Below are 25,152 nucleotides of genomic sequence, written 5' to 3' on the forward strand. Positions count from 1 at the left end.
ACGGTTACCTGGCCTTTTCTTCAGCCAGCTTGTGCTCGAGGTAGTGAATGTTCACGCCACCCTTGCAGAAGCCTTCGTCGCGGGTCAGGTCCCGGTGCAGCGGGATGTTGGTCTTGATGCCGTCCACCACGATCTCGTCCAGGGCGTTGCGCATGCGTGCCATGGCTTCGTCACGGTCTTTGCCGTAGGTGATCAGCTTGCCGATCAGCGAGTCGTAGTTCGGCGGCACAGCATAGCCACTGTACAGGTGGGAATCGACGCGAACGCCGTTGCCACCCGGGGCATGGAAGTGCTTGACCGTGCCTGGGCTTGGAATGAACGTGCGCGGATCTTCAGCGTTGATCCGGCATTCCAGCGAGTGGCCACGGATAACGACGTCGTCCTGGGTGAATGACAGCTTGTTGCCTGCGGCAATGCTGAGCATTTCCTTCACGATGTCGATGCCGGTGACCATTTCCGAAACCGGGTGCTCCACCTGAACACGGGTGTTCATTTCGATGAAGTAGAAACGGCCGTCCTCGTACAGGAACTCGAAGGTGCCAGCGCCACGGTATCCGATCTCGATACAGGCTTTTACACAGCGGGCCAGTACTTCCTCGCGCGCGGCCTCGTCGATGCCCGGTGCCGGTGCTTCTTCGAGTACCTTCTGGTGGCGGCGCTGCAGCGAGCAGTCGCGGTCACCCAGGTGCACGGCATGGCCCTGGCCGTCGGACAGTACCTGTACTTCCACGTGCCGTGGGTTGGTCAGGAACTTCTCGAGGTAGACCATCGGGTTGCCGAACGCGGTACCGGCTTCGGTACGGGTCAGCTTCGCCGACGAGATCAGGTCTTCTTCCTTGTGCACCACCCGCATGCCGCGGCCACCGCCGCCGCCTGCCGCCTTGATGATCACCGGGTAACCCACTTCGCGGCCGATCCGCAGCGCTTCGGCTTCGTCTTCCGGCAGCGGGCCGTCGGAGCCTGGCACGGTCGGTACGCCGGCACGCTTCATGGCGTCCTTGGCCGATACCTTGTCGCCCATCAGGCGAATGGTGTCAGCCTTGGGGCCGATAAAGGCGAAGCCGGATTTCTCGACTTGCTCGGCAAAGTCGGCGTTCTCCGCCAGGAACCCGTAGCCCGGGTGGATGGCGGTGGCGCCTGTGACTTCGGCGGCGGCGATGATCGCCGGGATATGCAGGTAGGACTTTGCCGCGGGCGCGGGCCCGATGCACACCGACTCGTCGGCCAGGCCCAGGTGCATCAGCTCACGGTCGGCGGTCGAGTACACCGCCACGGTCTTGATCCCCAGTTCCTTGCAGGCGCGAAGGATGCGAAGGGCGATCTCGCCGCGGTTGGCGATCAGAACTTTTTCCAACATCGGAGGCTCTCCGCGGTTCAAACGATGGTGAACAGCGGCTGGTCGAACTCAACCGGCTGCCCGTCTTCCACCAAGATGGACTCGATGACGCCACTGGTCTCGGCTTCGATGTGATTCATCATTTTCATGGCTTCGACGATGCAAAGGGTGTCGCCCTTTTTCACGGTCTGGCCCACTTCAGCGAAGTTTGGCGAAGTCGGCGATGGCTTGCGGTAGAAGGTGCCGACCATCGGCGAGCGGGCCACGGTGCCGTTGAGCTTTGGCGCGGCAGGAGCTGCTTCGGCTGCTGGGGCGGCTACCGGAGCGGCTACCGGAGCGGGAGCGGCTGCCATGGGCGGCGCGGCATAGAACTGCTGGGCAGGTGCCTTGCTGTGGCGGCTGATACGAACGGACTCTTCGCCTTCCTTGATTTCCAGCTCGTCGATGCCGGACTCTTCCAGCAGCTCGATCAGTTTCTTGACTTTACGAATATCCATGAACTTCAACTCCCGCATGGGTCAGGGGTTTTAAGGCAAAAGGGTTCAGGTGATCCTGAATGGCCTGGCAGCCCGGTCGGTTGACATCGGCACTGTTGGCCGCAAGCCCGCCCGCGAGCCATAGGCGCGCGGGAGGCGAATACGTATGTCCTTGATCGCGCATCGGTAATGGCGCATCAGAGTGTGGGATGCTCACCGGCGACGCCGCGTCACTTCTCAACATGGCGTCCACAATATCGAGGCCACGAAGCGCATCGACAGGCGTGCAGGCAATACCACCATCGACAGACCCTTTCAAAGGTTCTTCTAATCATGTGCGGGGCCGACTATGCCCAATCAGCGCCCGGCTGTCCAGTTTGCCGAAGCTGCCAGCACGATTGCCGAGAATGCCGACATTTATTTGACCACTGGGCCGAATCCGGTCATGGAGTGTGACAACGGGCCTTTATCCGGGGATGCGCGAGAGAAATTCCGCAAGATCGACTTCACCGACTATTCGGGCCGGCAGCACTTCGTTGCCCGCGGCATTGAAGAACTGGATCACAGGCGGGCCGAACAGACCGTACCGATCGAGTAGGGCACGTTGCGCCGGGTCGCTGGCGGTGATGTCAAAGCGGATTTTGCGATAACTGGCTAGCCTGGTTTGGGCTGCGGGTTGGCTCAGCACTTCCCGTTCTATCACCTTGCAGCTTATGCACCAGTCGGCGTACCAGTCCACGACCGCAGGGCTACCGGCCGCTACAGCGTCGGCCAAGGCGCGTTGAAGGTCCGATACCTGCGTAACGGTCTGCCATGTGTCCTCCTTCGTGCCCACCTGTTGTACAGGGGCGGCGCCAGCGAGGGGCCGCAGCAGATCGCCGTTGCCGGAAAACGCGCCGGCCCAGCAGGCAAGGCCATAACAGAAACACAGCAGCCCCAGCAGTTGGCGCAGTTGCGCAATTGCTCCTTTGTGAGGAACGAAGCTCAACGCGCCGAGGAACAGCCCGGTACCAACGCTGAGTATGCCGACCAGCATCAAGGTGGCTGCCCCGGGCAGCACGCGGCTGAGCATGGCGATTGCCAGGCCTAGCAGCAGTACGCCGATGGCGTTCTTCACGGTCACCAGCCACGGGCCGCTTTTGGGCAGCCAGGCCGCGCCGCCCGCGCCCACCACTACCAGCGGAGCGCCCATCCCCAGCCCGAGGACAAGCAGTTTCAAAGCCCCGCCCAGCGCGTCGCCACTGGTGCTGATATACAACAGGGCGCCTGCCAATGGAGCGGACACGCAGGGAGAAACCAGCAGGCTGGAGAGCACGCCCAGCGCTGCGGCCCCTAGCAGCGAACCGCCCTGAGCGCGGCCCGCCAGGCGGTCAAGGCGGTCGCTGAGCCCGCGTGGAAGGCGTAGCTCGAAGGCGCCGAACATGGCCAGTGCGAACGCCGCGAAGAACACGGAGAACGGCACCAGCACCCATGCGGACTGCAACCGTGCCTGAAGGTTGAGGCTGGCGCCGAACAGCCCCATCAGCGCGCCCAGCAAGGCGAAGCAGATGGCCATGGGAAGCACATAGGCCAATGACAGGCTCAGGCCGCGCAACCCTCCCACCTGCCCCCGCAACACTACTCCTGAGAGAATCGGCAGCATCGGCAATACGCAGGGTGTGAAGGTCAAACCCAGGCCGGCCAGGAAGAACAGCGCCAGTTCGCGCCAGGTCCATTGGCCGCCTGAGCGAGGGGAGGCGGCCTCGGCGGCACTATTTGCCACACCGGGAATGGCCAGCCGTTCGGTTTCAGGGGGGTAGCACAAGCCTTTGTCGGCGCAGCCCTGGTACGTCACTACCAACGTAAATGGGGCGTTGGCGCTGGCGGGGCGAGGGAGGTCGACATCCAGAATATTGTGGTAGACCTCCACGTCACCGAAATACTCGTCGTGCTTGCGCTCTCCGCTCGGCAAGCGAGGTTCGCCCAGGCTGACGGCGGGTTCGGTGTGAAACTGCAGCCTATGCCGATAGAGGTAATACCCCTCTGCCGCGACAAAGCGTAACCGGATGGCCCCGTCAGGGCCGCCTACCTGGCTGAGCTGGAAGGCTTCACGCACTGGCAGGAACTGTTCGCCACCTGTGGCAGGGCTGCCCAGTACCGCGTTTGGCCGCCCGCCAAGGAGGTCGGCATGCGCGGGCAGGGCGATCATGAACAGGAGGGCGAACAGCAACTGGCGCATGGCAGTCTCAAATCGAAAATTCGAGCGGCATGATAACCATGTGGCGATTCCTGGCCGAACCCCAGATGTTACTAAATCAGTAAATACCTGAAGCGGTATCCGCCACTACCCGGTTTCGGCCCTGCTGCTTGGCCTGATACAAGGCGGCGTCGGCACGGGACGCCAGCGAATGCCCCCGCATGCCGGCTTGCATCGTTGCCAGCCCCGCGCTGAACGTGCAGCGGATATCCTGAGGCTGGGCGGGGTACTGGATTGCGGCGAACCGTTGCCGAATATCTTCGAGCACGCCCAGCGCCGCCTGGCCCGTGGTCCCGGGCATCACAATAGCGAACTCCTCTCCGCCGTAACGGCCGATCAGGTCACTCGCGCGCAGGCGTTGCTTGAGAAACAAAGACAGGCTCTTGATCACGCGGTCACCCATCGGATGGCCATAGCAATCGTTGATGCGTTTGAAGTGGTCCAGGTCGAGCATCGCGAACGTCAAAGGCTGGCCCTCGCGCTCGGCCCGGGCGCAACTATCCTCGAGCTCGCTCAGAATATGAGTGTGGTTGTACAGCCCGGTCAGGCTGTCGCGCACCATCCGTGCCCGCAGGCTTCGAGCGCGCCCTGCGCGGTTGCGCACTACCGTCACCAGCTGGCGGGAGCGGATAGGCTTGGTGAGGAAGTCATCGCCGGCTTCGCTCATGGCATCGAGCTGCTTGTCGGTGTCGCCCTCGGCGGAGAGGTAAATGATCGGTACGCTCACGTAGCGTTCATTCTGGCGAATTGCCTGCGCCAGCTCGGTGCCTGTGCAACCCGGCATGTACATATCGAGAATGATCAGGTCAGGCTGAAAATCGGCCAGGGCCGCCATGGTGTCGAGTGGATCGGTCAGGCATCGCGTGACCATGCCGACGTTCTTCAGCATGCGCTCGGTGTGCATCACCTGGGCCCGCGAGTCGTCGATGATGAGCACCCTGAATGGCTGCCATGGGCCCTCGTTGAGCAAGGGCTCCAGGGTTTCCAGCACGTTCCAGGCTTCGAGCGGCCCACTGATGAAGGCACGGCCACCCGCCTTCACGGCGGCCAGCCGAGTGCGGGTATCCGCTGCGAGGGGGCTGTGGAAAACCAGCGGGATCGAGGGGTAGGCATCGGCCTGAAGCATCGACGCCAGTTCAAGGCCGGAGCCGGTGCCTTTGAAATCCACGTCCAGAAGGATCGCCGCCGGTGGGTATTCACGCAAGCTCGAGTGCAGGGCGGCAATACTGTCCAGCGCCTGAGCGGTGCAACCGAAGAATTCCAACTGCCGAGCCAGGCGTTGGCTCGCTTCGGCATCCTTGAGCATCAAGGCCACCGGGTGCCGCGCAGGGGGGAGTTCGGCCATGGCAGCGGGATCGTCCAGCGTGCGAAGGCCGGTGGTTGCCAGCCGCTGCATGATCTCGTTGATGCGGCCCAGTGATGGGCTGTCCAGCCTGCCACCGTCAAGCGTTACCGTTGCGAGAGCGTCCCGGGCTTCTATTGCCAGTGACAAATGCGGGCCATGTTCGTACCGTTCCGCAAAACGCTGCCAGCGGAGCACGGCATCGTCGAGCTGCACCTGAACCTGACGGGTCCATAGTTGATATTGCGAGCGCTGCCATAAATGCAGAACGTCGCGCGCCTGATGCACCACCCGCTGCGCAAAATGCAGGCGCATCGGGTGCTCGCTGGCGGGTTCTATAGGGCTCATGGACCGGTGATCGGGAAGAGTAGTGGCTCTATGCTAGCAGCGTTTTGGATCTGAAACCGTGTCGCACGTCGTAAAACCGCCGCCATTGGTCTGGCGATCTGGTGGGTGTCTTTGGTACCACGGCTTCCCTTATAGTGAGCATGCCGTGGCGTGGCCGCCCAATCGGTTGCCCGGTAGCCGGCACCATAGCGAGCCGGCGCGGTCGAATCGTTGACCCGAAAGCCTGAAGGACAGCCCGATGCTCGATTGGAAGAAACGCACCAACACGCCTGAGTCACCTGCGGCGTCCGCAGCCGGGACCCATGCCGGGCCCGCGCACAAGGGATACTGGACGAGCCTGCTGCTGAGCCGGGCGGTGATCGGGTTAGTCGCGATCTATCTTCTGGTGGCGCTGATACTGGGGATCTACTGGAGCCGCGAGCCCGACCTGTTCTCGGTGCAGCAGAACGCCCAGGACGCGATCCAGCGCGAAAACCGCCAGATGGTGGTGGGCTATACCACTGTAGAAACCCTCGAAAAGGTTGCCAGCACCCTGCTGACCAAGCCAGGCGGCTACCTCTCCAACGACCGCCTGCCGCCGGGCGTGTGGCTGGATAACATGCCCAGCTGGGAATACGGCGTACTGGTGCAGGTGCGCGACCTGAGCCGTGCCTTGCGCAAGGATTTCGCCCGCTCGCAGTCGCAATCCACCGAAGACGGCGATCTCGCCCGCGCCGAGCCGCGGTTCAACTTCGATAACAAGAGCTGGGTGCTGCCTTCGAGCGAGTCTGAGTTTCAGGAGGGGCTGAAGTCGCTGAACAATTACCAGCGCCGCCTGACCGACCCCAACCCGAACGCGTTCTTCTATGCACGTGCCGACAACCTCAATAACTGGCTGGGCGATGTATCCACGCGCCTGGGTTCACTGTCCCAGCGCTTGTCCGCCAGCGTTGGCCGAGTGAAGCTCGATACTACGGTCAAGGTCGAAACCTTCGCCCCAGGCAGCGCGCCGCAACTGGAAGAGCAGTTCGTGGAAACGCCATGGCTGCAGATCGACAATGTGTTCTACGAGGCCCGCGGTGAGGCCTGGGCACTGTCGCACCTGCTGCGCGCTATCGAAGTGGACTTCGCCGACGTGCTGGCGAAGAAAAACGCCACGGTAAGCGTGCGCCAGATCATCCGAGAGCTGGAGGCATCGCAAGAGCCGCTGTGGAGCCCTGTGGTGCTCAACGGCAGCGGCTTCGGTATTTTTGCCAACCATTCGCTGGTGATGGCGAACTACATTTCCCGCGCCAACGCTGCGGTACTCGACCTTCGTCAGCTGTTGTCCCAGGGGTGAGTACCGGCGAGCCGTATTCTCCGTCCGAAGCTGCCCATCGAGCAGCGTCGGACAGGGAGTCGATTGCCTGGGTGGATGAGCAGGATCGCCTGCTTGGCAGCTTGCCCCGGGCAGCGCTGCGTGAGCGCGGCCTGATCGGGCGTGGCACGTTCATCCTTGTATTCGACAGCCAGGGCAGGCTGTGCGCTCAGCAGCGAACCCTCAGCAAGGCGGTATACCCAGGGTACTGGGATGCCGCGGCGGGCGGCATGGTGCAGGCTGATGAAAGCTATGCGTTATCCGCCCAGCGTGAATTGGCCGAGGAGCTGGGAATTACTGACGTACCGCTACAGGAACACGGTCGGTTCTTCTTTGATGCACCGGGCAATCGCCTCTGGTGTGGGGTGTTTTCCGCCGTGTGGGATGGCCCGTTGCGGCCTCAGCCCGAGGAGATTGCGCAGGTGTGTTTCCTGAGCCCTGATGAGCTCGCGCAACGCTGCGCCAACGAGCCATGGTGCCCGGATTCACTTGAGGCGTTGCGCCGTTATTTTCCCCGATTTGCCGGTTAGCACGGGTGTGAAGAAGCCAATGTTCGCCAGATGATTCGACAGGCCGACGAATTTCTGCAATTTGCTCGGCCGCAGCCCTTAGCACGCGGCGTTTTTGCCGTTAAACTGCGCGACCTTTTCGTCCTCCCCTTGAGGATTGCCATGGCCAAGAAAGCTACCTCCTTCGCCTCCTTGGGCGGCCTTGTGTATTCGACCGATAGCGGCCGCCACTGCCCCGATTGCGGCAAGCCGGTGGACGACTGCGTGTGCAGCAAGGCCGTGATTCCCGAAGGGGATGGCATCGCCAGGGTGCGGCGCGAAAGCAAGGGGCGTGGCGGCAAAACCGTGACCACGATCACCGGCGTGCCCTTGCCGCTGGAAGCGCTCAAGGAACTGGTCAGCACCCTGAAACGCCGCTGCGGCACAGGGGGTGCCCTCAAAGACGGGATCATCGAGATCCAGGGGGATCACGTCGAGCTGCTGCTCGGCGAGCTGATCCGGCAAGGCTTCAAGGCGAAGAAGTCCGGCGGCTGAGGCCGCTTCTTTCTAAACTCGGCGCCGTGGCTGGGGTCTACCCCGGCAGGTGTCGCTACCACCTTTTTCCACTCTCCTGGCGGGTCACATACCCGCTGGGCTGGATTCATTACAGGGGACCTCGATGTCCGTACGACGCACTCGCAAAGACGATGGCAGCCAATGGACCGTTGCGGATAGCCGCGGTGTTTACGGGATCCGGCATTGGGGCGCGGGTTATTTCGCGATCAACGAAGCCGGCCGCGTGGAAGTGCGGCCCAATGGGCCCGAGAGCCCGGCCATCGACTTGTTCGAGCAAGTGCAGCAGCTGCGCAAGAGTGGGCTGTCGCTGCCATTGCTCGTGCGTTTCCCGGACATTCTCCAGCACCGTGTGCGGCAGCTGACCGGCGCCTTCGACGCCAACATCGAGCGGCTGGAATACCAGAACCGTTACACCGCGCTGTACCCGATCAAGGTGAACCAGCAGGAAGCCGTGGTGGAGAACATCATCGCCACCAAGGACGTGTCCATTGGCCTGGAAGCGGGCTCCAAGCCCGAGCTGATGGCCGTGCTGGCGCTGGCGCCCAAGGGCGGCACCATCGTGTGCAATGGTTACAAGGACCGTGAGTTCATCCGCCTGGCGCTGATCGGGCAGAAGCTCGGCCACAATGTCTTCATCGTGATCGAGAAGGAATCCGAGGTTCAGCTGGTTATCGAAGAAGCCGCTGAAGTGAAGGTAAAGCCGCAGATTGGGCTGCGCGTGCGGTTGTCTTCGCTGGCGTCGAGCAAATGGGCAGACACCGGCGGGGAGAAATCCAAGTTCGGGTTGTCCGCAGCTCAACTGATTTCGGTGGTGGAGCGCTTCCGTGAAGCGGGCCTGGAACAGGGCATTCGCTTGCTGCACTTCCATATGGGCTCGCAGATCGCCAACCTGGCCGACTATCAGCATGGCTTCAAGGAAGCGATCCGCTATTACGGCGAGCTGCGTAACCTCGGCCTGCCGGTGGACCATATCGACGTGGGCGGTGGCCTGGGCGTGGACTATGACGGTACCCATTCGCGCAATGCCAGCTCTATCAACTACGACATGGACGACTATGCCGGCGTAGTGGTGGGCATGCTCAAGGAGTTCTGCAACGCTCAGAACCTCCCGCACCCGCACATTTTCTCGGAAAGCGGCCGCTCGCTCACGGCGCACCACGCCATGCTGGTAGTGCAGGTCACCGACGTGGAGCGCCACAACGACGAAATCCCGGAGCTGCCGGACCGCGACACCCTGCCCGAAACGCTGCAGTGGCTGGCGGACCTCCTGGGCCCGACCGACCCGGAAATGGTTACCGAAATCTACTGGCGCGCTACCCACTACATCGGAGACATAGCCGCACAGTACGCCGACGGCAAGGTAACCCTGGCGCAGAAAGCCCTGGCCGAGCAGTGCTACTTCGCGGTGTGCCGCAAGCTGCACAACGCACTGAAGGCGCGCCAGCGCAGCCACCGGGCTATCCTCGACGAGCTCAACGACAAGCTCGCGGACAAGTACATCTGTAATTTCTCCGTGTTCCAGAGCTTGCCAGACACTTGGGCCATCGGCCAGGTACTGCCGATCCTGCCGTTGCAGCGGCTGGACGAAGAGCCCGTGCGGCGCGCGGTACTGCAAGATCTGACCTGCGACTCCGACGGCAAGATCAAGCAATACGTGGACGAGCAAAGCATCGAAACCAGCCTGCCGGTTCACCCGGTCGCCCGGGGCGAAGACTACCTGCTCGGGGTGTTCCTGGTGGGGGCCTACCAGGAGATCCTGGGGGACATGCACAACCTGTTCGGCGACACCGACTCGGTGAACATCTACCAGACCGCCAGCGGCAGCGTGTATCACGCGGGTATCGAAACCCATGACACCATCGAGGACATGCTGCGCTACGTGCACCTGTCGCCCGAGGAGCTGATGACGCACTACCGCGACAAGGTGGCCAGCGCGAAAATCAGCCCGCGTGAGCGTACGGTGTTCCTGGATGCGTTGCGTTTGGGGCTTACCCGTTCGTCCTACCTGGCGTCCTGAGTCACCCACCGGTTCTGGCGCGCCAGCCGCAGGGCAATGTACCCCAAGGTCATTGCCCTCAACGCCATGAAGGCCAGGAAACTCAGCCATAACCCCTGGTTGCCCCAGCCCCGGGTCAACCAGGCGATCGGCAGCGCCAGCGCAAGGCTGGCAAGCATGCCGTCGCGCATCTCCCGCGCTCGGGTAGCCCCGATGAACAGGCCATCGAGCAGGTAGCTCCATACTGCGATCAATGGAAGTACTGCCAGGTAAGGCAAGTATTCGGCGGCAGTGGCTTGTACGCCGGGAATATCCGTTTGCAGCCGAACGAACACCTCTCCGAACGCGCCGAAGAACACCACGAATACCATGCTGGCCAGCAATGACCAGCCAGCGGAGACTACCAGCGAGCGCCGCAACTCACGCCGATCCCCCGCGCCTATCGCATGCCCGCACAAGGCCTCCACGGCGTGGGCCAGCCCATCCAGCGCGTGGGCGGTGAGCAGCAAACCATTGAGCAGCAGGGCATTGGCGGCCACGGTGGCATCGCCCAGGCGAGCACCTTGTATCGTAATCAGGAAGAACACGGCCTGAAGCGCAAGGCTGCGAATGAAGATGTCGCGGTTCACGCTCAGCAGCGGGCGCCAGTTGGCCCACTGGCGCAGGCGGGCCCATGGAACCTGCCCGGCGTGGGCGCGCAGTGCCGGGCGGGCCAGTGCCAGGCCCAGCGCCAGTGCAACCCACTCCGAAATCACCGAGGCCCTGGCCGAACCGACCACGCCCCAGCCCAGCCCAAGTACGAACCACAGGTTGAGCACGATATTCAGCGCGTTTGTAAGCAGCAGCATGGCAAGTGGCGCCCGGGCGTTCTGGGTTCCCAGGAACCATCCCACGAGGGCGAAGCTCCCCAAGGCGGCAGGCAGGCCGAGCAAGCGAACGTGGAAAAACGCCAGGGTGCTGCCTTCCAGTTCGGCCGAGGGCGACATCCAGCTCAGCGCCAACCGGCTGAACGGGACCGCCAACAGCCAGAGCAACAACGAGAAACCCGCGGCCAGCATAAGCCCTTGGGCCAGCACCTGGCGTAACCCGTCGCCATCACCACGCCCGGCGGCTTGAGCGGCAAAGCCCGTGGCGCCCATGCGCAGGAAGCCGAACGCCCATGCCAGCAGGCTGAACAGGCTGGCGCCTACAGCCACAGCGCCCAATTGGTGGGCATGAGGCAGGTGGCCGATGACCGCGGTATCAACCAAAGCCACCAACGGCACGGAGAGATTGGAAAGGATCATCGGCGCCGCAAGCGCCCACACCCGGCGGTGAGTAGGGCGATGCCGCCAGTCTTGCAGGAAAGGAATCATTGTTGGACAGCCGGTGGCGGTACGCGATTGCAATACGGGGGCGCCACCATAGCCCAAAGCCGCTTGAGAGGGCTAATGGATGATCCAGCTCAACAGCCACAGGCCGAGGATCGCCCAGATGATCCCGAGCACGATCGACGCCCGCATGAAAGCTCGCACGGCGGAATAGAGCAAAATCAGGCCCAGTATCAGCGCGATGATGCTAATCAGGGAGGAGTCCATGCCGAGTGTGCGGGACAGGCCCTCGATGAAGTTTCCACCTGCATGGGCAAGGGTGCCGAAGATCCAGTCAAGGCCATCGACGATAAAGCGGATGACCGCGCCGAGCGCCTGGCCCAGCCATTCGAAAAAGCCGTCTACCTGCATGGTGTGCATCCAGTGGCCGGCGTGTGCCGGGGTTCGTGGCGTTGGTCAGCGCGCGCGCCCTGGAGGTTCCCCTGCCGCCTCGCTTTCATGCCGCTCTTGATCAATGCAACCAGGCTTACCGCACCCAGGTAAGTGCGGCGAGAAAACCCATCAGCAGAAACGGCGCCAGGGGCGGTGCGAGAGAAGCGTCGGGTGCAAGGTTTGCCAGGCGGGCGCGTAGCTTGCGGTCGAGCTGAATCCATACCCGTCGACCAAACATCAGCCAGGCCAGCCCTACCACCAGTGCCGCGCCAAGCGTACCTAGCCAGTGCAGGCGATCCGTGGCCAGCGCAAGGGTGCCCAGCAGCTTGACCTCTGCGTCGGTCAGCCGGCCAGCCCAGTACGCGGGGAGGGTAAGGGCCATGCTGAGTGCCAGGGCGAATGCACCTTCGCTCGCGCTTGCGCCCAGCCAGGTGTGGCCGGTGGAAAAGAGGTACCACAAGGCAAAGCAGCCGCCGCCAAGGGTGAGGCTGTCATCGATGTGCCGCTGGCGAAGGTGCTGTTCGGCACAAAGGGTGAACCAGATCAGTAATACCAGGCATTGCATCTGCACATTACTTCCCTTCAGCGCCACTTCCATGCCGGAACTCCCTCCGGCCGCCCGCTTTCCTTCTGCAAAGTGCAGCCCCGAAACGGCTTCGCGTCAAGGCTGCCTACCGATTATGGAGGCGATGAAGTACAGAAAGGTTTCACCGGGGTGGGTACTGTTGCAGCAACTGAGCCACAGCTTTGCGCAGGCTTTCGGCCCGCTGTGAGGGGCTGGCATTGTCGTCGGCCAGGATGCGTTCCTGGCTGGCGCGCCATACCAGTTTGCCGTCGCGGCCATCCAGCAGGTCCAGTTGCAAGGTAGCGACCTTGTAGTCCACGTTGCGGGTCTCGTTCCACCCCGGGCTCATCCATGGCCCGCCCCAGCCCGGGCCCCAGGGGCCGCCGTAACTCGTGGTTATCTGCTCGCGCCGGTTGTCCACGATCAGCCAGGCCTGAACCTTCAGGTCGGGGGAACCGCTTTGCGCCGGGCGCAGGCCGCGCTGATCAAGCTGCTCGGCCACGGCCTGGCGCAGGCGTTGCTCGGTAAGATCGCTGCGAATACGCGGGTCGTCCGGCCGATATTGCAACGCGGGCTCTTGCCAGGCCCAGCTTCGATAGGCTGCAAAGTCGCGGCTGGTATCGTAGTCGCGGTTCGGGCTGGCGCTTTGGCAACCCGAGAGCACCAAGGCCAGGGCGCCGGAAAGCAAAAGTTGAGCACGCATAGAGAACCTCCAAAGGATCAGCTTGGGGGAAAGGTCGACAGGGCTCGGCCAAGTGCGACGCGCAGGGCATCGGTACGCTGGCTTTCAGAACCCTGCGCCGACGTATCCGCAGCGGCGTTCCAGACCTCTTGCCCAGTGATGCCATCGAACAGGTGCACCCGAACGACCATCACCTGTATCTCGTAGGTACGCACGATCGGTGGCCCGCCGTAGTAGCCGTAAGGTCCATAACCTCGATAGCCGGGCCCATAACCCCCGCCGTAGCCCCCGCCATAACCATAGTCGTCCTGCACCTGCTGCAGGCGCCGTTCCTGGCGCAGCTCGACAGCCACGCGAAGGTCGGCCGGGGTGGAACGGGCAGGGCGCAGCCCTCGCTGATCAAGACCAGCACTTACCGCCTCGGCGATCTGTTCTGGCGCTGCCCAAGGTGTGCCTGCGGGCAGGCGATCGTTTACCCACGCCCAGCTGCGATAACGTGCGTAATCCCGTGGCGCGGCAGGGTAGGCGCTGGCGTCGATGGCTTGCGCGGCGAGTGGTGGCGCGGGGGGTAGCGGCAGTGAACTGGCAACGTAAGGGTTAGGCGCCTGGCAGGCGGCCAGGCCCAGGCAACACAGTAGCGCGGCAATGTGGCATCGCATGGTGGTCTCCAAGGCGATTACGCCTGTTCAGCGGGGCCTGCAAATCCAGTGAAGGTAGCGCCCCAGGCCCGCAAAGGCCGGATGGCGTCGGTATTCCAGTTCCATGCCCAACAAGTCCTCGAGGCTGGCCTTGGCTTGGAAATCCGCTGGCATGTAGTCGTAAAACACCCGTACCCCGCTACGGCTTTCGACTCGCCAGCGGGTGGCGAGTTGCGCGTCCAGCGTGCGCGGGTCCAGTGGCGTTTGTGGGGTGAGGCTTTGTTTTTCGCCAGCGAGGGTATCCTGCCGAAGTTTGCGGAAGTGCCCTTTCAACAGGTTGCGGTACACCAGCGCATCGCGGTTGTAAAACGCCAGTGACAGCCAGCCACCGGGTGCTACCCACTGCTCGAGCGCTGGAAAGATCGCGGCGGGGTCTGCCAGCCACTCGAGCACCGCGTGGCAAACCACCAGGTCATAGGGTTGGCGGGTGAGGGAGGAAAGCTCCTGCCAGGAGGCCTGAATAAACGTACCTTCCAGCCCTTCTTCAGCGAAGCGCTCTCTGGCGCCTTCCAGCATGGGGGCCGCAGGCTCGGCGAGCGTGACGTCATGCCCTTGCGCCGCCAGCCAGCTACCCATGTGACCCAGCCCCGCGCCTACGTCCAGTACGCGCAGCCGTCGCTGTGGCAGGGCTTCGAGCAGATCGGCCTGGAGCACAGCGAGCCGGATGGCGCCTTTGGCCCCGCCATATATCTTGTTGGCGAAGCGGGCAGCGAGGGCGTCGAAATGGCGATCCTTCATCGGACGAACCGCGCTTCGCTGTGCGCCAGCTTGGCCCGCACCACGTCATCCATGTCCAGCCCCAGCTCACTGCACAGCAACAGCAGGTACAGCACTACGTCACCGATCTCCTGGCCGGCGTGCGCCAACTGTTCGGGAGCGAGGGTGCGCGACTGCTCTTCGGTCAGCCATTGGAATATCTCCACCAGCTCGGCCATTTCCACGCTGGCAGCCATGGCAAGGTTTTTCGGGCTGTGAAAGGGCTTCCACTGGTTGGTGTCGCGGATGCGATGCAGGCGCTCGGTCAGTTCTTGCAGGTTCATGGGCTACTCCTAAAGGCCCATAGCTTCATCGGGCGCGAGGCAGGAATCAAGCGCGCAGCAAGGTTGCAGCCGATGAAACCACCAGCAGCACCGCCAGCGCGCGGTTCATCCAGCGCAAGCGGGCAGGGCTGCCCAGCCACCGGGCTGCGGCAACGCCCACCACTGCCCAGCTGCCAAGGCAGGGCAGCGCCACGAGGAAAAAGACCAGGCACAACTGCTCCAGCGACTGGCCATGGGCTGTGAACACGCTGATGACCGCGAGTGCCATAAGCCACGACTTGGGGTTCACCCATTGCAACAACAGGGCACCCAGCAGCCCCATTTCGCGTGGGTTCTCGGCAGCTGCGGCGCTCAACGAAACGACGGGGGCGGTGAAGATCTGCCACGCCAGCCACAGCATCCAGCACAGCCCCAGCGCTGTCATCACAGGGCGCACCCCCGGCACCAGCAACAGGGCAGTGCCGGCACCGGTGCCAGCGGCCCACACTACCATCGCCGCGCCCGCGCCAGCGCCCACAATAATGGGCACGCAGGCCCGCCAGCCGCGGCGGGCGCCGGTACTGAGCACGATCAGGTTGGTAGGGCCTGGCGTAATGGACGCAACAAATGCAAAGAGGATAAACGCGAGCATGGGCAACCCCTGCGACAGGAATGGATGCCCACAGTGTGAAAGGTGGTAAGGGGTGGGTCTTGAAGGTGCGTGCAGCCTAAAAGGGCCGGTTGGCGACGTGCTGCTGGTAAGCGCCCGGGCTGATGCCATAGGCGCGACGGAACCAGCGGCCGAGGTGGCTTTGATCGGCGAAGCCCAGCCGAGTGGCGACATCGATGGGCGCGACACCCGCAGCCAGCAGCCCACGGGCGCGGCTCAGCCGCAACTGGATAAGCCAGGCGTGCGGCGCCAGGCCATAGGTGGCCTTGAATGCTCGAGTGAGGCGGAAGCGGTCGGTGCCACACACAAGCGCGAGGGTTTCCAGGCTGATGTCTTGCTCATGGTGAGCCATCAGGTAGTCGCGTGCGCGCCTGGCCACTGCCGGCGCGCGTGGGTCGCCCTGGCAATGCCGCCGCCAGCGTACTTGCCGGGCAAGGCATTCGAGCAGGCCATCCAGGGCGGCGTCGCGCACCAGCCGTACTTCGTTCTGATGTAAGGCGTTGAAGGCAAATACCGTGGCTCGGGCGAGGGCGGGGTCATTGTGCAGTACCGCGCCAATACCGGGCATGCCGCTGCCGGGAAGGTCGCCGAACAGGCCGCCCAGTGCACGTTCGAGCCATGCCGGTTGCAGGTACAACATGCGGTAGGTGAAACCGTCCGGGCTGGGTGCATCGCCATCGTGTATGTCGCCAGGCTCCAGCATGAATACCTGCCCCGGGGTGCTGTCGTGGCGTGCGCGGCGGCTGTTGAAACGCTGCACCCCCTGCTCGGTGAACCCGATCAGGTAGGTATCGTGCCAGTGCGGGTCGTAGGCATGCGCATGCCCCTGAAAATGGGCATGCAGGGTTTCGATACCGGTATCCCGGTCCTGGGCGAGGTTGATCCAGTTGCTCATGATTGCCAAGGTAGTAGCGGCCGGCGTTCAGTAATCCACACCCGTCCACGGTTGGCTAGAAGGTTTGTGCAGCAGGCGGCGGCGCCCATTCGCCTTGCAGGTAGACGGCACCGTCCCGGCCAGCCAGCTGGAACTGCCCGCTCGAGCCTGGGGCGGTTGCGCTTAACAGGGCTTCGCCGGGGAGCGTGAGCGGCTTTTCGAACGCCACACGGATATCCAGAGGCGCTGCCGGCAGGTGCCCTTCAAGGGCGGCCAGTGCGCGAGCTTCACTCCACATGCCGGGGGCGATGGCCTGGTCGAAGCCGAACAGCCGCGCGGTCACGCCCGCAAGGTGGATCGGGTTGAGGTCGCCGGCTACGCGCGCATAGCGCAGGCCAACGTCCCTGCCCACAGGCCACTGAGTCACGGCCTCCATTGGGGTTGGGGAAGCGGGAACGAGCTCGGCTTGCGGGACGCCTTCAAGGTGCAGGTCGCGGCACAACAACAGGCTGCGTTCCTCCCACAGCATGCCCAACGCGTCGTCTATCTGGGTAACCAGCGTAAACGTCGCGCCCTGTGAGTGGGCTTGCAGTTGTTCCACGTGCACGCTTGCACACACCCGAGTCACTCCTCCCAGAGGGCGCAGGATCCGGATGTCGTTACGCAACTGCACCAGCCCGAGCAGCGGCAACGGGAAGTCCGGGTCTGTGAGCAAGGCCAGCTGCAGGCTGAACGCCAATACGTGAGGGTACGTGGGCGGTAGCAGGGCGCTGTCAGCGTAGCCGCACAGGGCGCGGTAGGCGGCCAGTTTGCGCGGGTTGGGTTCGAGCCAGGCTCGCAACCCCTGGTTGGGCAACTGCTGGCCAGTCACCTTGTTTCGGCGTAGGGCCGCACGGCTGTAGAGCGTAGCGGCAGGAGGAGGGCTATCGAGTAGTTGCCAGGAAAGGGTCATGGTCAGGCTCCCAGGAAACTTTGGCCGCACACGCGCAACACTTGGCCGTTCAATGCGGCGGCGCCGGGCTGCGCCAGCCAGGCGACGGCTTCGGCGACATCCTGCGGTTGCCCGCCCTGGCCAAGCGCGCTCATGCGCCGGCCGGCTTCGCGCAGCGCGAAGGGCATACGCTCGGTCATTTGCGTTTCGATGAAGCCCGGCGCCACGGTCGCAATACTGCCACCCCGAGCTGCTAGCGGCGCTGCCATCGCCTCGGCGAAACCGATCAGCCCGGCTTTGCTGGCGGCATAGTTGGCTTGGCCCCGGTTACCACCGATCCCTGTGACTGAGCCCAGCAGCACGATGCGCGGCGCGGCACCGAGGGCGTTGTGCTCCAGCAACGCCTGGGTCAGGCGCAGCGGGGCCTCAAGGTTGACTGCCATGACTGGGTCCCAGTATTCCGGGGTCATGTTGGCCAGCGTTTTGTCCCGGGTTACGCCGGCGTTGTGTACAACGATATCCACCCCGTCGGGAAGGGCGGCCAACAGCTCTGTGGGGGCCTCGGTGGTGGTGATGTCCAGGCACAGCGAGGTACCGCCCAGCCGCGCCGCGAGGGCCGAGAGCTCCGCCCGGGCTTGTGGAACATCCAGAAGCATCACTCTGGCGCCGTCGCGCGCCAAGGTTTCGGCAATGGCAGCGCCGATGCCCCGTGACGCGCCGGTCACCAGCGCGCGCTGCCCTTCGAGCGGCCGCGGCCATTGCCGAGTAGCCACGGGAGCGGGGCGCAGGGTGAGGACCTGGCCGCTCACGTATGCGCTTTTTGGCGAGAGGAGAAAGCGCAAGGCGCCTTCGAGCTGATCCCTGGCGCCCTCGGCTACATAAAGCAGCTGTGCGGTACCGCCCTTGCGAAGCTCCTTGGCCAGCGAGCGGCTGAAACCCTCCAAGGCGCGTTGTGTGGCCTTGGCCAAAGGTGCTTCAAGTTCGGCTATGGGGTGGCCGAGAATCACCACACGGGCACAGGATTCCAGCGAGCGCAGCAGCGGCTGGAAGAACACCATCAGTTGCTGAAGATCGGAGGGCTGGCGCAGCGCAGAGGCGTCGAAGACAACGGCCTTCAGCCGAGGCCCGCTATCGGGGGACCAACTTGGCGCGGAGGCGTCCAGTGAAGGCGAAGCGTGCACGGATTCGGCGAACCCTGCCGCCAGGCTGGCCACTTCGGTCGCCAGTGGGCCACCGCCTACCAGTAACGCGCCTTCGACCTCGCGTACCCGCTGGCTATGCCACCGCTCAAGGCGCGCCGGGCTGGGCAAGCCCACCGCGCCAACGAGGCGCCGCCCTATTTCGGAATTGGCGAAGCGGACATAGGGATCGGCCATGGTGGTTCTCCACGCTGAGGTACAGCATGGGACCGAAGCGAAGCCCCGGGCGTTCGATCCGTCAAGCGAACCCGCGCCCCGTTGGTCGAGTGTTTCAGCGAGCGGCCGCCAGCGTTGGCGGGCTCAGCCTCGCGGCCCGTTGGTTGTAGGTTTCAGCCATGATCGAGCACACCACCAGCTGCATGGGGTGGTAGATCATGATCGGCAAGAGGATCAGGCCCAACGCCGGGTGTTGCCCGAAGATCAGCGCTGCCATGGGCGCCCCGGCGGCCAACGACTTCTTGCTGGCACAGAACACGCCTGCTACCTGATCGCCATGATCGAACCCTGCCCATCGAGTGACCCGGGTTGTGAGCAGCAATACCACCGCCAGCAGCACGGCGCTGCCAAGGAACGCGGCGAGGATCACGGTACCGCTTTGCTGATCCCACAGCCCTGACAACATCGAATTGCAGAAGGCCGAGTACACCAGCAGGAGAATCACGCATTTATCCAGGATATTGGTATAGCGCTTGTGCCGTGCCAGGAAGGCGCCCACCCAGCGGCGAGCGATCTGCCCCAGCACCAGCGGGGCCAGCAGCATCAGGCTGAGGTTGAGGAGGGTAGGCCCCAGGTCAATCCCGCCTTTGCCAGTCCCGATGGCCAGGCTTACCAGCCAGGGTGTGATGAAAATGCCCAGTACGCTCGACAGGCTGGCATTGAGGATAGCCCCAGGCACGTTGCCCTTGGCGCTCCCGGTGAGTGCGACCGACGACGAAATGGTGGAGGGCAGCGCGCAGAGGTACAGGAAGCCAAGCATCAGCATGGGCGGCAGTGAATCGCCGCCGAGCTGCTTCGCAGCCAGCCACAGCAGGGGAAACACCACAAAGGTGAACCCTTGAACCATCACGTGAAGCCGCCAGTTGCGCAGGCCACGGCCAATCTGCTCGCCGGACAGGTTCGCCCCGTGGAGGAAAAACACGAGGAAGACACCCACGTTGATGACCTTGTCCAGGTGCAGTACCCCGCCGCTGCCGCCGTAGCGCGGAAAAACCCATGCCAGCACGGTAGCCAGCACCATGCCGCAGAGGAACCAGTCGGTAACGAGTTTCTTCAGATGTTTGAGCAAAGGCATAAATGACCATCGGTAAGTGACGTTGCTTACGTAGGAAGGTAACGTGAGGGCCATTAACCGTCTTGCGACAATAAGCCAGCCGATGACGCCGAACGGACACTTTGCACCACGCCCCATTCCGGACCTTGCCCAGCTCCCCCGGCCCCTCTTTGCCCGTGCGGAACAGTTGGGGGCGGGCGCCTGGACGCCACGCCACAGCCATCCCTGGGTTCAGTTCTCATACGCGATCAGCGGCGTGCTGGCGGTGCACACCGAGCAAGGCAGTTATTTTGCGCCGCCCCAATGGGGCGTGTGGATCCCCGCGGGTGTAGAGCACTGGGTTAACAACGCCGGCGAGGCCCAGATGCGCAGCCTTTACGTCGATGACAGCGTGGCGGGCGTACCGTCGGCGCGCTGCCGGGTACTTGAAGTCACGCCGTTGACGCGAGAGCTGATCAAGTCGTTTTCCTGCTATGAGCATGACTACCCGCTGGGTAACAGCGCCGAAGCCCGCCTGAGCGCGGTATTGGTCGATCAATTGCAAGGCTTGAACGAGGTGGCGTTCTCGGTACCGCTGCCCCGCCATGCCGGACTGCTGCGCCTGTGCGAAGCGCTGATTGGCCAGCCGGATGCCGCCTGCTCGCTCACGGCCTGGGCGCTGGCGTTGAACGTTTCCGAGAAAACCCTGGCACGGCTGTTTCAGCGAGAAACCGGCCTCACCTTCCGCACCTGGCGCCAGCGGGTACGGCTGCTGGCGTCCCTTGGCACGCTCGAAGCGGGAAGCAGCGTTACCCAGGCAGCGCTTGCCTGCGGCTACGAATCCACGTCGGCCTTCATTGCATCGTTCAAGGCTTTGTTCGGTTCAACACCAGGTGAGGTATTCCGGGGGAATTAGCCTGAGCCGTCCCGGTCTTGTTGCAATAAGTCGCAAAACTGGCGAGGCGTTTGCATTCGTGACGCTGCTGGGAGAGCATCCTGCGCTGCGAGGCACGATTTGCCTTCCACCCTTTTGCTGTTCGGTTAAAAAAGGACCCTTGAGCAACCGATGAAGACGCCAAAACGCCTTGAACCCTTGATCGAAGATGGCCTTGTCGATGAGGTGGTGCGCCCACTGATGAGCGGCAAGGAGGCAGCGGTGTACGTGGTGCGCTGTGGCAATGCCCTGCGCTGCGCCAAGGTCTACAAGGAAGCGAACAAACGCAGCTTCCGCCAGGCCGCCGAATACCAGGAGGGCCGCAAGACCCGCAACAGCCGGCAAGCCCGCGCCATGGCCAAGGGCAGCCGCTACGGGCGCAAGGAAACCGAAGACGCCTGGCAGAACGCTGAAGTGGCCGCGCTCTTCCGCCTGGCCGGCGCCGGTGTGCGGGTGCCCAAGCCTTACGACTTCCTGGACGGTGTGTTGTTGATGGAAATGGTGGCCGACGAGTACGGCGAAGCCGCGCCTCGGCTCAACGATGTGGAACTGGATGCCGACCAGGCCCGCGAATACCACGCGTTCATCATTCGCCAGATCGTGCTCATGCTGTGCACCGGCCTGGTTCACGGGGACCTGTCGGAGTTCAACGTGCTGCTCGGGCCAGACGGGCCGGTGATCATCGACCTGCCTCAGGCAGTGGACGCGGCGGCCAACAACCATGCCTTCAGCATGCTCGAGCGCGACGTGAACAACATGGCGCAGTATTTCGGTCGCTTTGCTCCGGAATTGAAAGCTACCCGTTATGCCAAGGAAATGTGGGCCTTGTACAAGGCGGGCACGCTACTGCCGGAAACCCCGCTGACCGGTGTGTATCGAGAAGAAGAAGTAAGCGCGGATGTACGCGCGGTAATGCGTGAGATCGAGGCGGTGAAGCGCGATGAAGCCAGGCGCCAGGCCGCGCGCGCCGAGCAGGATGCCCCTGCCGATGCCACGGAAGAACCTACGCCGCCCTGGCTTCGCTAGCCCGCGGGCGTGGTAAGGCGGTCGAGGATCGCGCATTGCGGGGCTGCATTGCCCTGACATTGGTCTGCCAGGGCCCGCAGGCTGTCGCGCAGCGCAATCAAGCTACCGATGCGCTCATCGAGCTCGTTGATATGCCGCCGCGCCACGGTTTGCACGTCGGCACTGGCACGGCCCGGGTCGCGTTTGAGCGCCAGCAGCGCGCCCACGGCGTCCAGGCTGAAGCCCAGGTCGCGCGCCCGCTTGATGAATGCCAGCGTTTCCAGGGCTTCAGGGCCATACAAGCGGTAGCCGCTGTCGCTTCGCATGGCAGCCGGGAGCAGGCCGACCTGCTCATAGTGGCGGATCATCTTTGCACTGAGCCCGCTGCGCTTCGCGGCCTGGCCGATATTGACGGGTGACATTTCAGCGCTCCTTCAGGGTGGGCGGCACCCATGTATTCAATAGCAGGGCATTGCTCACCACGCTCACGCTCGAGAGCGCCATGGCGGCGCCTGCGAATATCGGGCTGAGCAGGCCCAGGGCGGCGAGGGGAATGCCCACCAGGTTATAAGCGAAGGCCCAGAAGAGGTTTTGATGGATCTTTCGCTGAACCTTGGCAGCGATGTTCAGCGCGGCCGGTACCAGCCTGAGATCGGCCCGCGCCAGCACCACCGCGCCAGCTTGAGCCGCCACGTCTGTGGCGCCCGCCATGGCGATGCCGATTTGCGCGGCGGCCAGCGCGGGTGCGTCATTGATACCGTCGCCTACCATCGCCACGGGCCCGCTGGCCGCGAGCTCGGTCACCCGCTGGGCTTTCTGGGCAGGTAGCAGGCTGGCCTGGACGTCAGTGATGCCTACCAGGCTTGCCACCCGCGCCGCGCTTCCAGGGTTGTCGCCGGTCAGCATATGGCAGGTGATACCGTGCTGCGTAAGCGCTTCGATAGCCGCCCTGGCTTCGGGGCGCGGGGTGTCGGCGAACGCCATCGCACCGAGTACCCGCGGCTGCGGGCTCTGCTCCAGCAGCCAGGAGACGCTCATACCCTGTGCTTCCCACTCGGCAGCAGCGGTTCGCAGTGCTGGTGGGCAGGCGACATCGGGCTCAAGCAAGCGAGTGCTGCCTAATACAACTTGACGGCCGTTGACCTGGCCCGCCACGCCGCGCCCCGGCAACGCCGTGACCGTTTGTGCTTTCCCAACCTGGATACCGCTGGCCACGCAGGCACGTTGCACGGCTTGCGCCAGTGGATGCGTGCCGCCTGAAGCGAGGGCGCCGGCCAGGGCCAGTACCGAGAGGTCGCCGAGTGTCGCTGGCAGCAGGGCCGTCAGTTCGGCCTTGCCCTCGGTAAGGGTGCCGGTTTTATCGAACACTACGTGACGGATCCTGCCAGCGGTTTCGATCACGCCCACATCCCGGATAAGCAGCCCATGCCTGGCCGCCACGCCAGTGCCCGCCAGGATCGCAGCCGGCGTAGCCAGCCCAAGGGCGCACGGGCAGGCTATTACCAATACGCTCACTGCCGTCACCAGCGCATGCTCTATCGAACCCCCGATCAGGTACCAGGCGATGAATGTTGCCAGTGCCAGTAGCAGGATCGCAGGCACGAATACCCGGCTGACCCGGTCAACGAGACGCTGCACGGGCGCTTTTGCTGCCTGGGCCGTTTCTACCAGGCGAATGATCCCTTCCAGCAGTGTTTCATGCCCGGTAGCCTCCACCTCCACGACCAGCACGCCTTCGCCATTGAGTGTGCCGCTACTGACCCTGTCGCCGGTGGCTTTGCCCATAGGCAGCGCTTCGCCCGAAAGCAGAGATTCGTCTGCCGAGCTGTGGCCTTCGATCACCCTGCCGTCGGCGGCAAAGCGCTCACCGGGTTGTACTTGAAGGTGATCGCCCTTGCGCAAGCTGGCCAGCGGCACCTCGAGGGCGACGCCACCCTCCAGCCGCGTGGCCGTGGCAGGCCGCAGGGCCTCCAGTGCGCGAATGGCCCCTGCCGCACGGCGCTTGGCGCGGGCTTCCAGGTGTTTGCCCAGCAGCACGAGCGCAATCACCACTGCAGCGGTTTCAAAGTACAGGTGTGGCGCCTGGCCCAGCGTGGCCTGTGCCCAAAGAAACAGGCTGAGGGCGTAAGCAGCGCTGGTGCCCAACGCCACCAGCAGGTCCATGTTAGCGGCCCGGGCGCGTAGTGCTCGCCACGCTGCGGTATAGAATCGCGCGCCCGCCAGAAACTGCACGGGGGTGGCCAGCGCGAACTGCACCCAAGGCGGCAACATGAGCGTTACACCCAATGGCATCAACAGCATCGGTAGTACCAGGGGGATGGCGAGGGCAAATGCCAGCACAAGCTCGATGCGTTGCTGAAGCTCAAGGCGCTGCCGGGCACGTTGTTCGGCGGCCGAATCCGCTGCGATTTGCGCCTGATAGCCCGCGCGGCTGACGGCTTCAATAAGCCTGGCTGGCCCCACGCTGGCGTCCACGTGAACCCGTGCCCGCTCGCTGGCCAGGTTCACGCTGGCGCTGTGCACGCCTGTCGTTTTTTGCAATGCCCGTTCCACGCGCCCGGCGCAGCTCGAACAGGTCATGCCGTGGATCGAAAGCTCAAAGGTTGCGGGGTGCGCCATGGTTCATGCCTCCTCGGAAGCATGAAGCCTCAACCTTACCCCGCTGGCAAGGTCAAGGGGCGTAGTCGAGCGGGGCGGCTTTGAGGAACAGCCCCTCCGGGCCAGTAGCGATGCGGTACTTCCGAATGTCACCTGCCTGCAGGGTGAGTGTGGTCGATCGCTGATCGCCAACGATGCCTGGGTTACAGCCCGGAGCATTGCCCGGCAGAATCTGCAGGCGGACGACCAGCGGCCCAGGCGGCAAGTTGTAGGACACCGTCTGCTCGGGGAACAGCCGGCCGACCAGCTGGTCTTGCATGTACAGGCCGATCTCACAGGGTGTACCTACTTCAAGACGCTCTCGCGAAATGATCAATACTCCATAGCCCTGCGGCCCATCGGCGAACGCCGGCGCCAGCGGCAACAAGCCTAGCAACACAAGAAGGAAAAGGAACGGCCTGCGCATGGTAATGGCTCCTGGGCGAGAACGACCCTCCAAGCTTGGCGGAGCCCGCCATGGATTACCAGCCCGGCAGATTAACGAAAAACTTGACCTTGCCACGGGGTAAGGCGCGAGGCTTTTCTCTTTACCCAAGGAGGTTATATGCAGTATTTCAACGTTCAAGGCATGACCTGCCAGCACTGCGTAAAGGCAGTGGGCGAGGCGATTCGAGAACTGGATGCCGATGCCCGGGTAAGCGTGGACCTTGCCGCCGGCCAGGTGGCCATCGACAGTGAACTACCGGTGGAGCGCTTGCTGCGTGCTATCCAGGACAGCGGCTATGACGCCCAGCCTGCTGGTGAAGTGCGGTAGGGCGCCGGGGAGTTTTTCGGATTGTTCCGGTGAGCTCG

The 25,152-nt window shown here is 63.6% G+C and carries 26 protein-coding genes; 7 read left to right on the plus strand and 19 right to left on the minus strand.

From position 1 onward, the window contains the following. Positions 1 to 4 precede the first annotated feature (4 nt). The 4 genes from accC to LG385_RS23225 all read right to left on the minus strand — a co-directional run bounded on the left by accC (position 5) and on the right by LG385_RS23225 (position 5,738). Complete coding sequence (accC, locus tag LG385_RS23210) at positions 5 to 1,357, minus strand: acetyl-CoA carboxylase biotin carboxylase subunit (protein ID WP_181118043.1); 1,353 nt, start codon at positions 1,355 to 1,357, stop codon at positions 5 to 7. 17 nt (positions 1,358 to 1,374) lie between these two features. Next, positions 1,375 to 1,833, minus strand: a complete 459-nt coding sequence (gene accB, locus LG385_RS23215; protein WP_181118045.1) for an acetyl-CoA carboxylase biotin carboxyl carrier protein — start codon at positions 1,831 to 1,833, stop codon at positions 1,375 to 1,377. A 445-nt stretch (positions 1,834 to 2,278) separates the two neighbouring features. After that, positions 2,279 to 4,030, minus strand: coding sequence for a protein-disulfide reductase DsbD (locus LG385_RS23220; RefSeq protein ID WP_225776078.1), 1,752 nt, complete (start codon positions 4,028 to 4,030; stop codon positions 2,279 to 2,281). A 76-nt stretch (positions 4,031 to 4,106) separates the two neighbouring features. Continuing rightward, on the minus strand, positions 4,107 to 5,738 hold the full coding sequence (locus LG385_RS23225) for a diguanylate cyclase (protein WP_225776079.1): 1,632 nt from the start codon (positions 5,736 to 5,738) through the stop codon (positions 4,107 to 4,109). A 238-nt stretch (positions 5,739 to 5,976) separates the two neighbouring features. On the opposite strand from LG385_RS23225, the gene LG385_RS23230 reads away from it, so the two are divergent. The 4 genes from LG385_RS23230 to speA all read left to right on the plus strand — a co-directional run bounded on the left by LG385_RS23230 (position 5,977) and on the right by speA (position 10,155). Next, a complete protein-coding gene (locus tag LG385_RS23230) occupies positions 5,977 to 7,056 on the plus strand; it encodes a DUF2333 family protein (RefSeq protein WP_225776080.1) in 1,080 nt (359 codons plus the stop codon). Then, positions 7,053 to 7,604: an NUDIX hydrolase YfcD gene (yfcD, locus tag LG385_RS23235; protein ID WP_225776081.1), complete on the plus strand. Its 552-nt coding sequence runs from the start codon at positions 7,053 to 7,055 to the stop codon at positions 7,602 to 7,604. The genes LG385_RS23230 and yfcD overlap by 4 nt, the downstream gene beginning before the upstream one ends. 141 nt (positions 7,605 to 7,745) lie before the next feature. Then, positions 7,746 to 8,117 (plus strand): translation initiation factor Sui1, encoded by a 372-nt coding sequence (locus tag LG385_RS23240; RefSeq protein WP_225776082.1) that lies wholly within the window; start codon positions 7,746 to 7,748, stop codon positions 8,115 to 8,117. A gap of 124 nt (positions 8,118 to 8,241) precedes the next feature. Further along, on the plus strand, positions 8,242 to 10,155 hold the full coding sequence (gene speA, locus LG385_RS23245; RefSeq protein WP_181118055.1) for an arginine decarboxylase: 1,914 nt from the start codon (positions 8,242 to 8,244) through the stop codon (positions 10,153 to 10,155). On the opposite strand, the gene LG385_RS23250 is transcribed toward speA, so the two are convergent. The 12 genes from LG385_RS23250 to LG385_RS23305 all read right to left on the minus strand — a co-directional run bounded on the left by LG385_RS23250 (position 10,140) and on the right by LG385_RS23305 (position 19,805). After that, on the minus strand, positions 10,140 to 11,489 hold the full coding sequence (locus LG385_RS23250; RefSeq protein ID WP_225776083.1) for an MATE family efflux transporter: 1,350 nt from the start codon (positions 11,487 to 11,489) through the stop codon (positions 10,140 to 10,142). The genes speA and LG385_RS23250 overlap by 16 nt on opposite strands. Positions 11,490 to 11,561: 72 nt before the next feature. Continuing rightward, a complete protein-coding gene (locus LG385_RS23255) occupies positions 11,562 to 11,855 on the minus strand; it encodes a hypothetical protein (RefSeq protein WP_181118058.1) in 294 nt (97 codons plus the stop codon). A 115-nt stretch (positions 11,856 to 11,970) separates the two neighbouring features. Beyond that, positions 11,971 to 12,474, minus strand: coding sequence for a prepilin peptidase (locus LG385_RS23260; protein ID WP_308812207.1), 504 nt, complete (start codon positions 12,472 to 12,474; stop codon positions 11,971 to 11,973). Positions 12,475 to 12,583: 109 nt separating this feature from the next. Beyond that, positions 12,584 to 13,144 carry a DUF4136 domain-containing protein gene (locus LG385_RS23265; RefSeq protein ID WP_225776084.1) on the minus strand — a complete coding sequence of 187 codons (561 nt, stop codon included), beginning with the start codon at positions 13,142 to 13,144 and terminating at the stop codon, positions 12,584 to 12,586. 17 nt (positions 13,145 to 13,161) lie between these two features. Next, the gene (locus LG385_RS23270) at positions 13,162 to 13,782 is read right to left on the minus strand and encodes a DUF4136 domain-containing protein (RefSeq protein ID WP_181118061.1); all 621 of its coding nucleotides are present in this window, start codon (positions 13,780 to 13,782) and stop codon (positions 13,162 to 13,164) included. Positions 13,783 to 13,809: 27 nt separating this feature from the next. Continuing rightward, a complete protein-coding gene (locus LG385_RS23275; protein ID WP_225776085.1) occupies positions 13,810 to 14,559 on the minus strand; it encodes a methyltransferase domain-containing protein in 750 nt (249 codons plus the stop codon). Then, complete coding sequence (locus LG385_RS23280) at positions 14,556 to 14,861, minus strand: MazG-like family protein (protein WP_225776086.1); 306 nt, start codon at positions 14,859 to 14,861, stop codon at positions 14,556 to 14,558. The genes LG385_RS23275 and LG385_RS23280 overlap by 4 nt, the downstream gene beginning before the upstream one ends. A 46-nt stretch (positions 14,862 to 14,907) precedes the next feature. Next, positions 14,908 to 15,492, minus strand: coding sequence for a LysE family translocator (locus LG385_RS23285; protein WP_225776087.1), 585 nt, complete (start codon positions 15,490 to 15,492; stop codon positions 14,908 to 14,910). A 76-nt stretch (positions 15,493 to 15,568) separates the two neighbouring features. Next, positions 15,569 to 16,405, minus strand: coding sequence for an AraC family transcriptional regulator (locus LG385_RS23290; RefSeq protein WP_225776088.1), 837 nt, complete (start codon positions 16,403 to 16,405; stop codon positions 15,569 to 15,571). A gap of 55 nt (positions 16,406 to 16,460) precedes the next feature. Next, complete coding sequence (locus LG385_RS23295) at positions 16,461 to 17,336, minus strand: MaoC family dehydratase (protein ID WP_225776089.1); 876 nt, start codon at positions 17,334 to 17,336, stop codon at positions 16,461 to 16,463. 2 nt (positions 17,337 to 17,338) lie between these two features. Next, a complete protein-coding gene (locus LG385_RS23300; RefSeq protein ID WP_225776090.1) occupies positions 17,339 to 18,691 on the minus strand; it encodes a 3-oxoacyl-ACP reductase in 1,353 nt (450 codons plus the stop codon). Positions 18,692 to 18,785: 94 nt separating this feature from the next. After that, positions 18,786 to 19,805 carry a bile acid:sodium symporter family protein gene (locus LG385_RS23305; RefSeq protein WP_225776091.1) on the minus strand — a complete coding sequence of 340 codons (1,020 nt, stop codon included), beginning with the start codon at positions 19,803 to 19,805 and terminating at the stop codon, positions 18,786 to 18,788. Positions 19,806 to 19,887: 82 nt separating this feature from the next. Here LG385_RS23305 and LG385_RS23310 point away from each other — a divergent pair, with 82 nt between their 5' ends. Together LG385_RS23310 and LG385_RS23315 are read left to right on the plus strand one after the other, a co-directional pair. Then, entirely contained in the window at positions 19,888 to 20,679 is a 792-nt protein-coding gene (locus LG385_RS23310; protein WP_225776092.1) for an AraC family transcriptional regulator, read from the plus strand. Positions 20,680 to 20,829: 150 nt separating this feature from the next. Beyond that, positions 20,830 to 21,723 carry a PA4780 family RIO1-like protein kinase gene (locus LG385_RS23315; protein ID WP_181118076.1) on the plus strand — a complete coding sequence of 298 codons (894 nt, stop codon included), beginning with the start codon at positions 20,830 to 20,832 and terminating at the stop codon, positions 21,721 to 21,723. Here the strand turns inward: LG385_RS23315 and cueR are convergent. Genes cueR through LG385_RS23330 form a run of 3 tightly spaced genes read right to left on the minus strand, consistent with a single transcriptional unit; the run spans position 21,720 to position 24,766 of the window. Continuing rightward, a complete protein-coding gene (cueR, locus tag LG385_RS23320; protein WP_225776093.1) occupies positions 21,720 to 22,124 on the minus strand; it encodes a Cu(I)-responsive transcriptional regulator in 405 nt (134 codons plus the stop codon). The two genes, LG385_RS23315 and cueR, sit on opposite strands and share 4 nt — an antisense overlap. A gap of 1 nt (position 22,125) precedes the next feature. After that, on the minus strand, positions 22,126 to 24,321 hold the full coding sequence (locus LG385_RS23325; RefSeq protein ID WP_225776094.1) for a heavy metal translocating P-type ATPase: 2,196 nt from the start codon (positions 24,319 to 24,321) through the stop codon (positions 22,126 to 22,128). A gap of 52 nt (positions 24,322 to 24,373) precedes the next feature. Next, on the minus strand, positions 24,374 to 24,766 hold the full coding sequence (locus LG385_RS23330; RefSeq protein WP_181118082.1) for a hypothetical protein: 393 nt from the start codon (positions 24,764 to 24,766) through the stop codon (positions 24,374 to 24,376). Between the two features lie 138 nt (positions 24,767 to 24,904). On the opposite strand from LG385_RS23330, the gene LG385_RS23335 reads away from it, so the two are divergent. After that, the gene (locus LG385_RS23335) at positions 24,905 to 25,114 is read left to right on the plus strand and encodes a heavy-metal-associated domain-containing protein (protein WP_225776095.1); all 210 of its coding nucleotides are present in this window, start codon (positions 24,905 to 24,907) and stop codon (positions 25,112 to 25,114) included. Positions 25,115 to 25,152 lie beyond the last annotated feature (38 nt).

Source organism: Pseudomonas sp. Marseille-Q5115 (assembly GCF_916618905.1).
Classification (GTDB): domain Bacteria; phylum Pseudomonadota; class Gammaproteobacteria; order Pseudomonadales; family Pseudomonadaceae; genus Aquipseudomonas; species Aquipseudomonas japonica_A.

What these genes read in the sequence shown, in the direction of transcription:
- accC (WP_181118043.1), bottom strand. Translation starts at nt 1,357, where the DNA reads ATGTTGGAAAAAGTTCTGATCGCCAACCGCGGCGAGATCGCCCTTCGC.
- accB (WP_181118045.1), bottom strand. Translation starts at nt 1,833, where the DNA reads ATGGATATTCGTAAAGTCAAGAAACTGATCGAGCTGCTGGAAGAGTCC.
- LG385_RS23220 (WP_225776078.1), bottom strand. Translation starts at nt 4,030, where the DNA reads ATGCGCCAGTTGCTGTTCGCCCTCCTGTTCATGATCGCCCTGCCCGCG.
- LG385_RS23225 (WP_225776079.1), bottom strand. Translation starts at nt 5,738, where the DNA reads ATGAGCCCTATAGAACCCGCCAGCGAGCACCCGATGCGCCTGCATTTT.
- LG385_RS23230 (WP_225776080.1), top strand. Translation starts at nt 5,977, where the DNA reads ATGCTCGATTGGAAGAAACGCACCAACACGCCTGAGTCACCTGCGGCG.
- LG385_RS23240 (WP_225776082.1), top strand. Translation starts at nt 7,746, where the DNA reads ATGGCCAAGAAAGCTACCTCCTTCGCCTCCTTGGGCGGCCTTGTGTAT.
- speA (WP_181118055.1), top strand. Translation starts at nt 8,242, where the DNA reads ATGTCCGTACGACGCACTCGCAAAGACGATGGCAGCCAATGGACCGTT.
- LG385_RS23250 (WP_225776083.1), bottom strand. Translation starts at nt 11,489, where the DNA reads ATGATTCCTTTCCTGCAAGACTGGCGGCATCGCCCTACTCACCGCCGG.
- LG385_RS23255 (WP_181118058.1), bottom strand. Translation starts at nt 11,855, where the DNA reads ATGCAGGTAGACGGCTTTTTCGAATGGCTGGGCCAGGCGCTCGGCGCG.
- LG385_RS23260 (WP_308812207.1), bottom strand. Translation starts at nt 12,474, where the DNA reads ATGGAAGTGGCGCTGAAGGGAAGTAATGTGCAGATGCAATGCCTGGTA.
- LG385_RS23265 (WP_225776084.1), bottom strand. Translation starts at nt 13,144, where the DNA reads ATGCGTGCTCAACTTTTGCTTTCCGGCGCCCTGGCCTTGGTGCTCTCG.
- LG385_RS23270 (WP_181118061.1), bottom strand. Translation starts at nt 13,782, where the DNA reads ATGCGATGCCACATTGCCGCGCTACTGTGTTGCCTGGGCCTGGCCGCC.
- LG385_RS23275 (WP_225776085.1), bottom strand. Translation starts at nt 14,559, where the DNA reads ATGAAGGATCGCCATTTCGACGCCCTCGCTGCCCGCTTCGCCAACAAG.
- LG385_RS23280 (WP_225776086.1), bottom strand. Translation starts at nt 14,861, where the DNA reads ATGAACCTGCAAGAACTGACCGAGCGCCTGCATCGCATCCGCGACACC.
- LG385_RS23285 (WP_225776087.1), bottom strand. Translation starts at nt 15,492, where the DNA reads ATGCTCGCGTTTATCCTCTTTGCATTTGTTGCGTCCATTACGCCAGGC.
- LG385_RS23290 (WP_225776088.1), bottom strand. Translation starts at nt 16,405, where the DNA reads ATGAGCAACTGGATCAACCTCGCCCAGGACCGGGATACCGGTATCGAA.
- LG385_RS23295 (WP_225776089.1), bottom strand. Translation starts at nt 17,336, where the DNA reads ATGACCCTTTCCTGGCAACTACTCGATAGCCCTCCTCCTGCCGCTACG.
- LG385_RS23300 (WP_225776090.1), bottom strand. Translation starts at nt 18,691, where the DNA reads ATGGCCGATCCCTATGTCCGCTTCGCCAATTCCGAAATAGGGCGGCGC.
- LG385_RS23305 (WP_225776091.1), bottom strand. Translation starts at nt 19,805, where the DNA reads ATGCCTTTGCTCAAACATCTGAAGAAACTCGTTACCGACTGGTTCCTC.
- LG385_RS23310 (WP_225776092.1), top strand. Translation starts at nt 19,888, where the DNA reads ATGACGCCGAACGGACACTTTGCACCACGCCCCATTCCGGACCTTGCC.
- LG385_RS23315 (WP_181118076.1), top strand. Translation starts at nt 20,830, where the DNA reads ATGAAGACGCCAAAACGCCTTGAACCCTTGATCGAAGATGGCCTTGTC.
- cueR (WP_225776093.1), bottom strand. Translation starts at nt 22,124, where the DNA reads ATGTCACCCGTCAATATCGGCCAGGCCGCGAAGCGCAGCGGGCTCAGT.
- LG385_RS23325 (WP_225776094.1), bottom strand. Translation starts at nt 24,321, where the DNA reads ATGGCGCACCCCGCAACCTTTGAGCTTTCGATCCACGGCATGACCTGT.
- LG385_RS23330 (WP_181118082.1), bottom strand. Translation starts at nt 24,766, where the DNA reads ATGCGCAGGCCGTTCCTTTTCCTTCTTGTGTTGCTAGGCTTGTTGCCG.
- LG385_RS23335 (WP_225776095.1), top strand. Translation starts at nt 24,905, where the DNA reads ATGCAGTATTTCAACGTTCAAGGCATGACCTGCCAGCACTGCGTAAAG.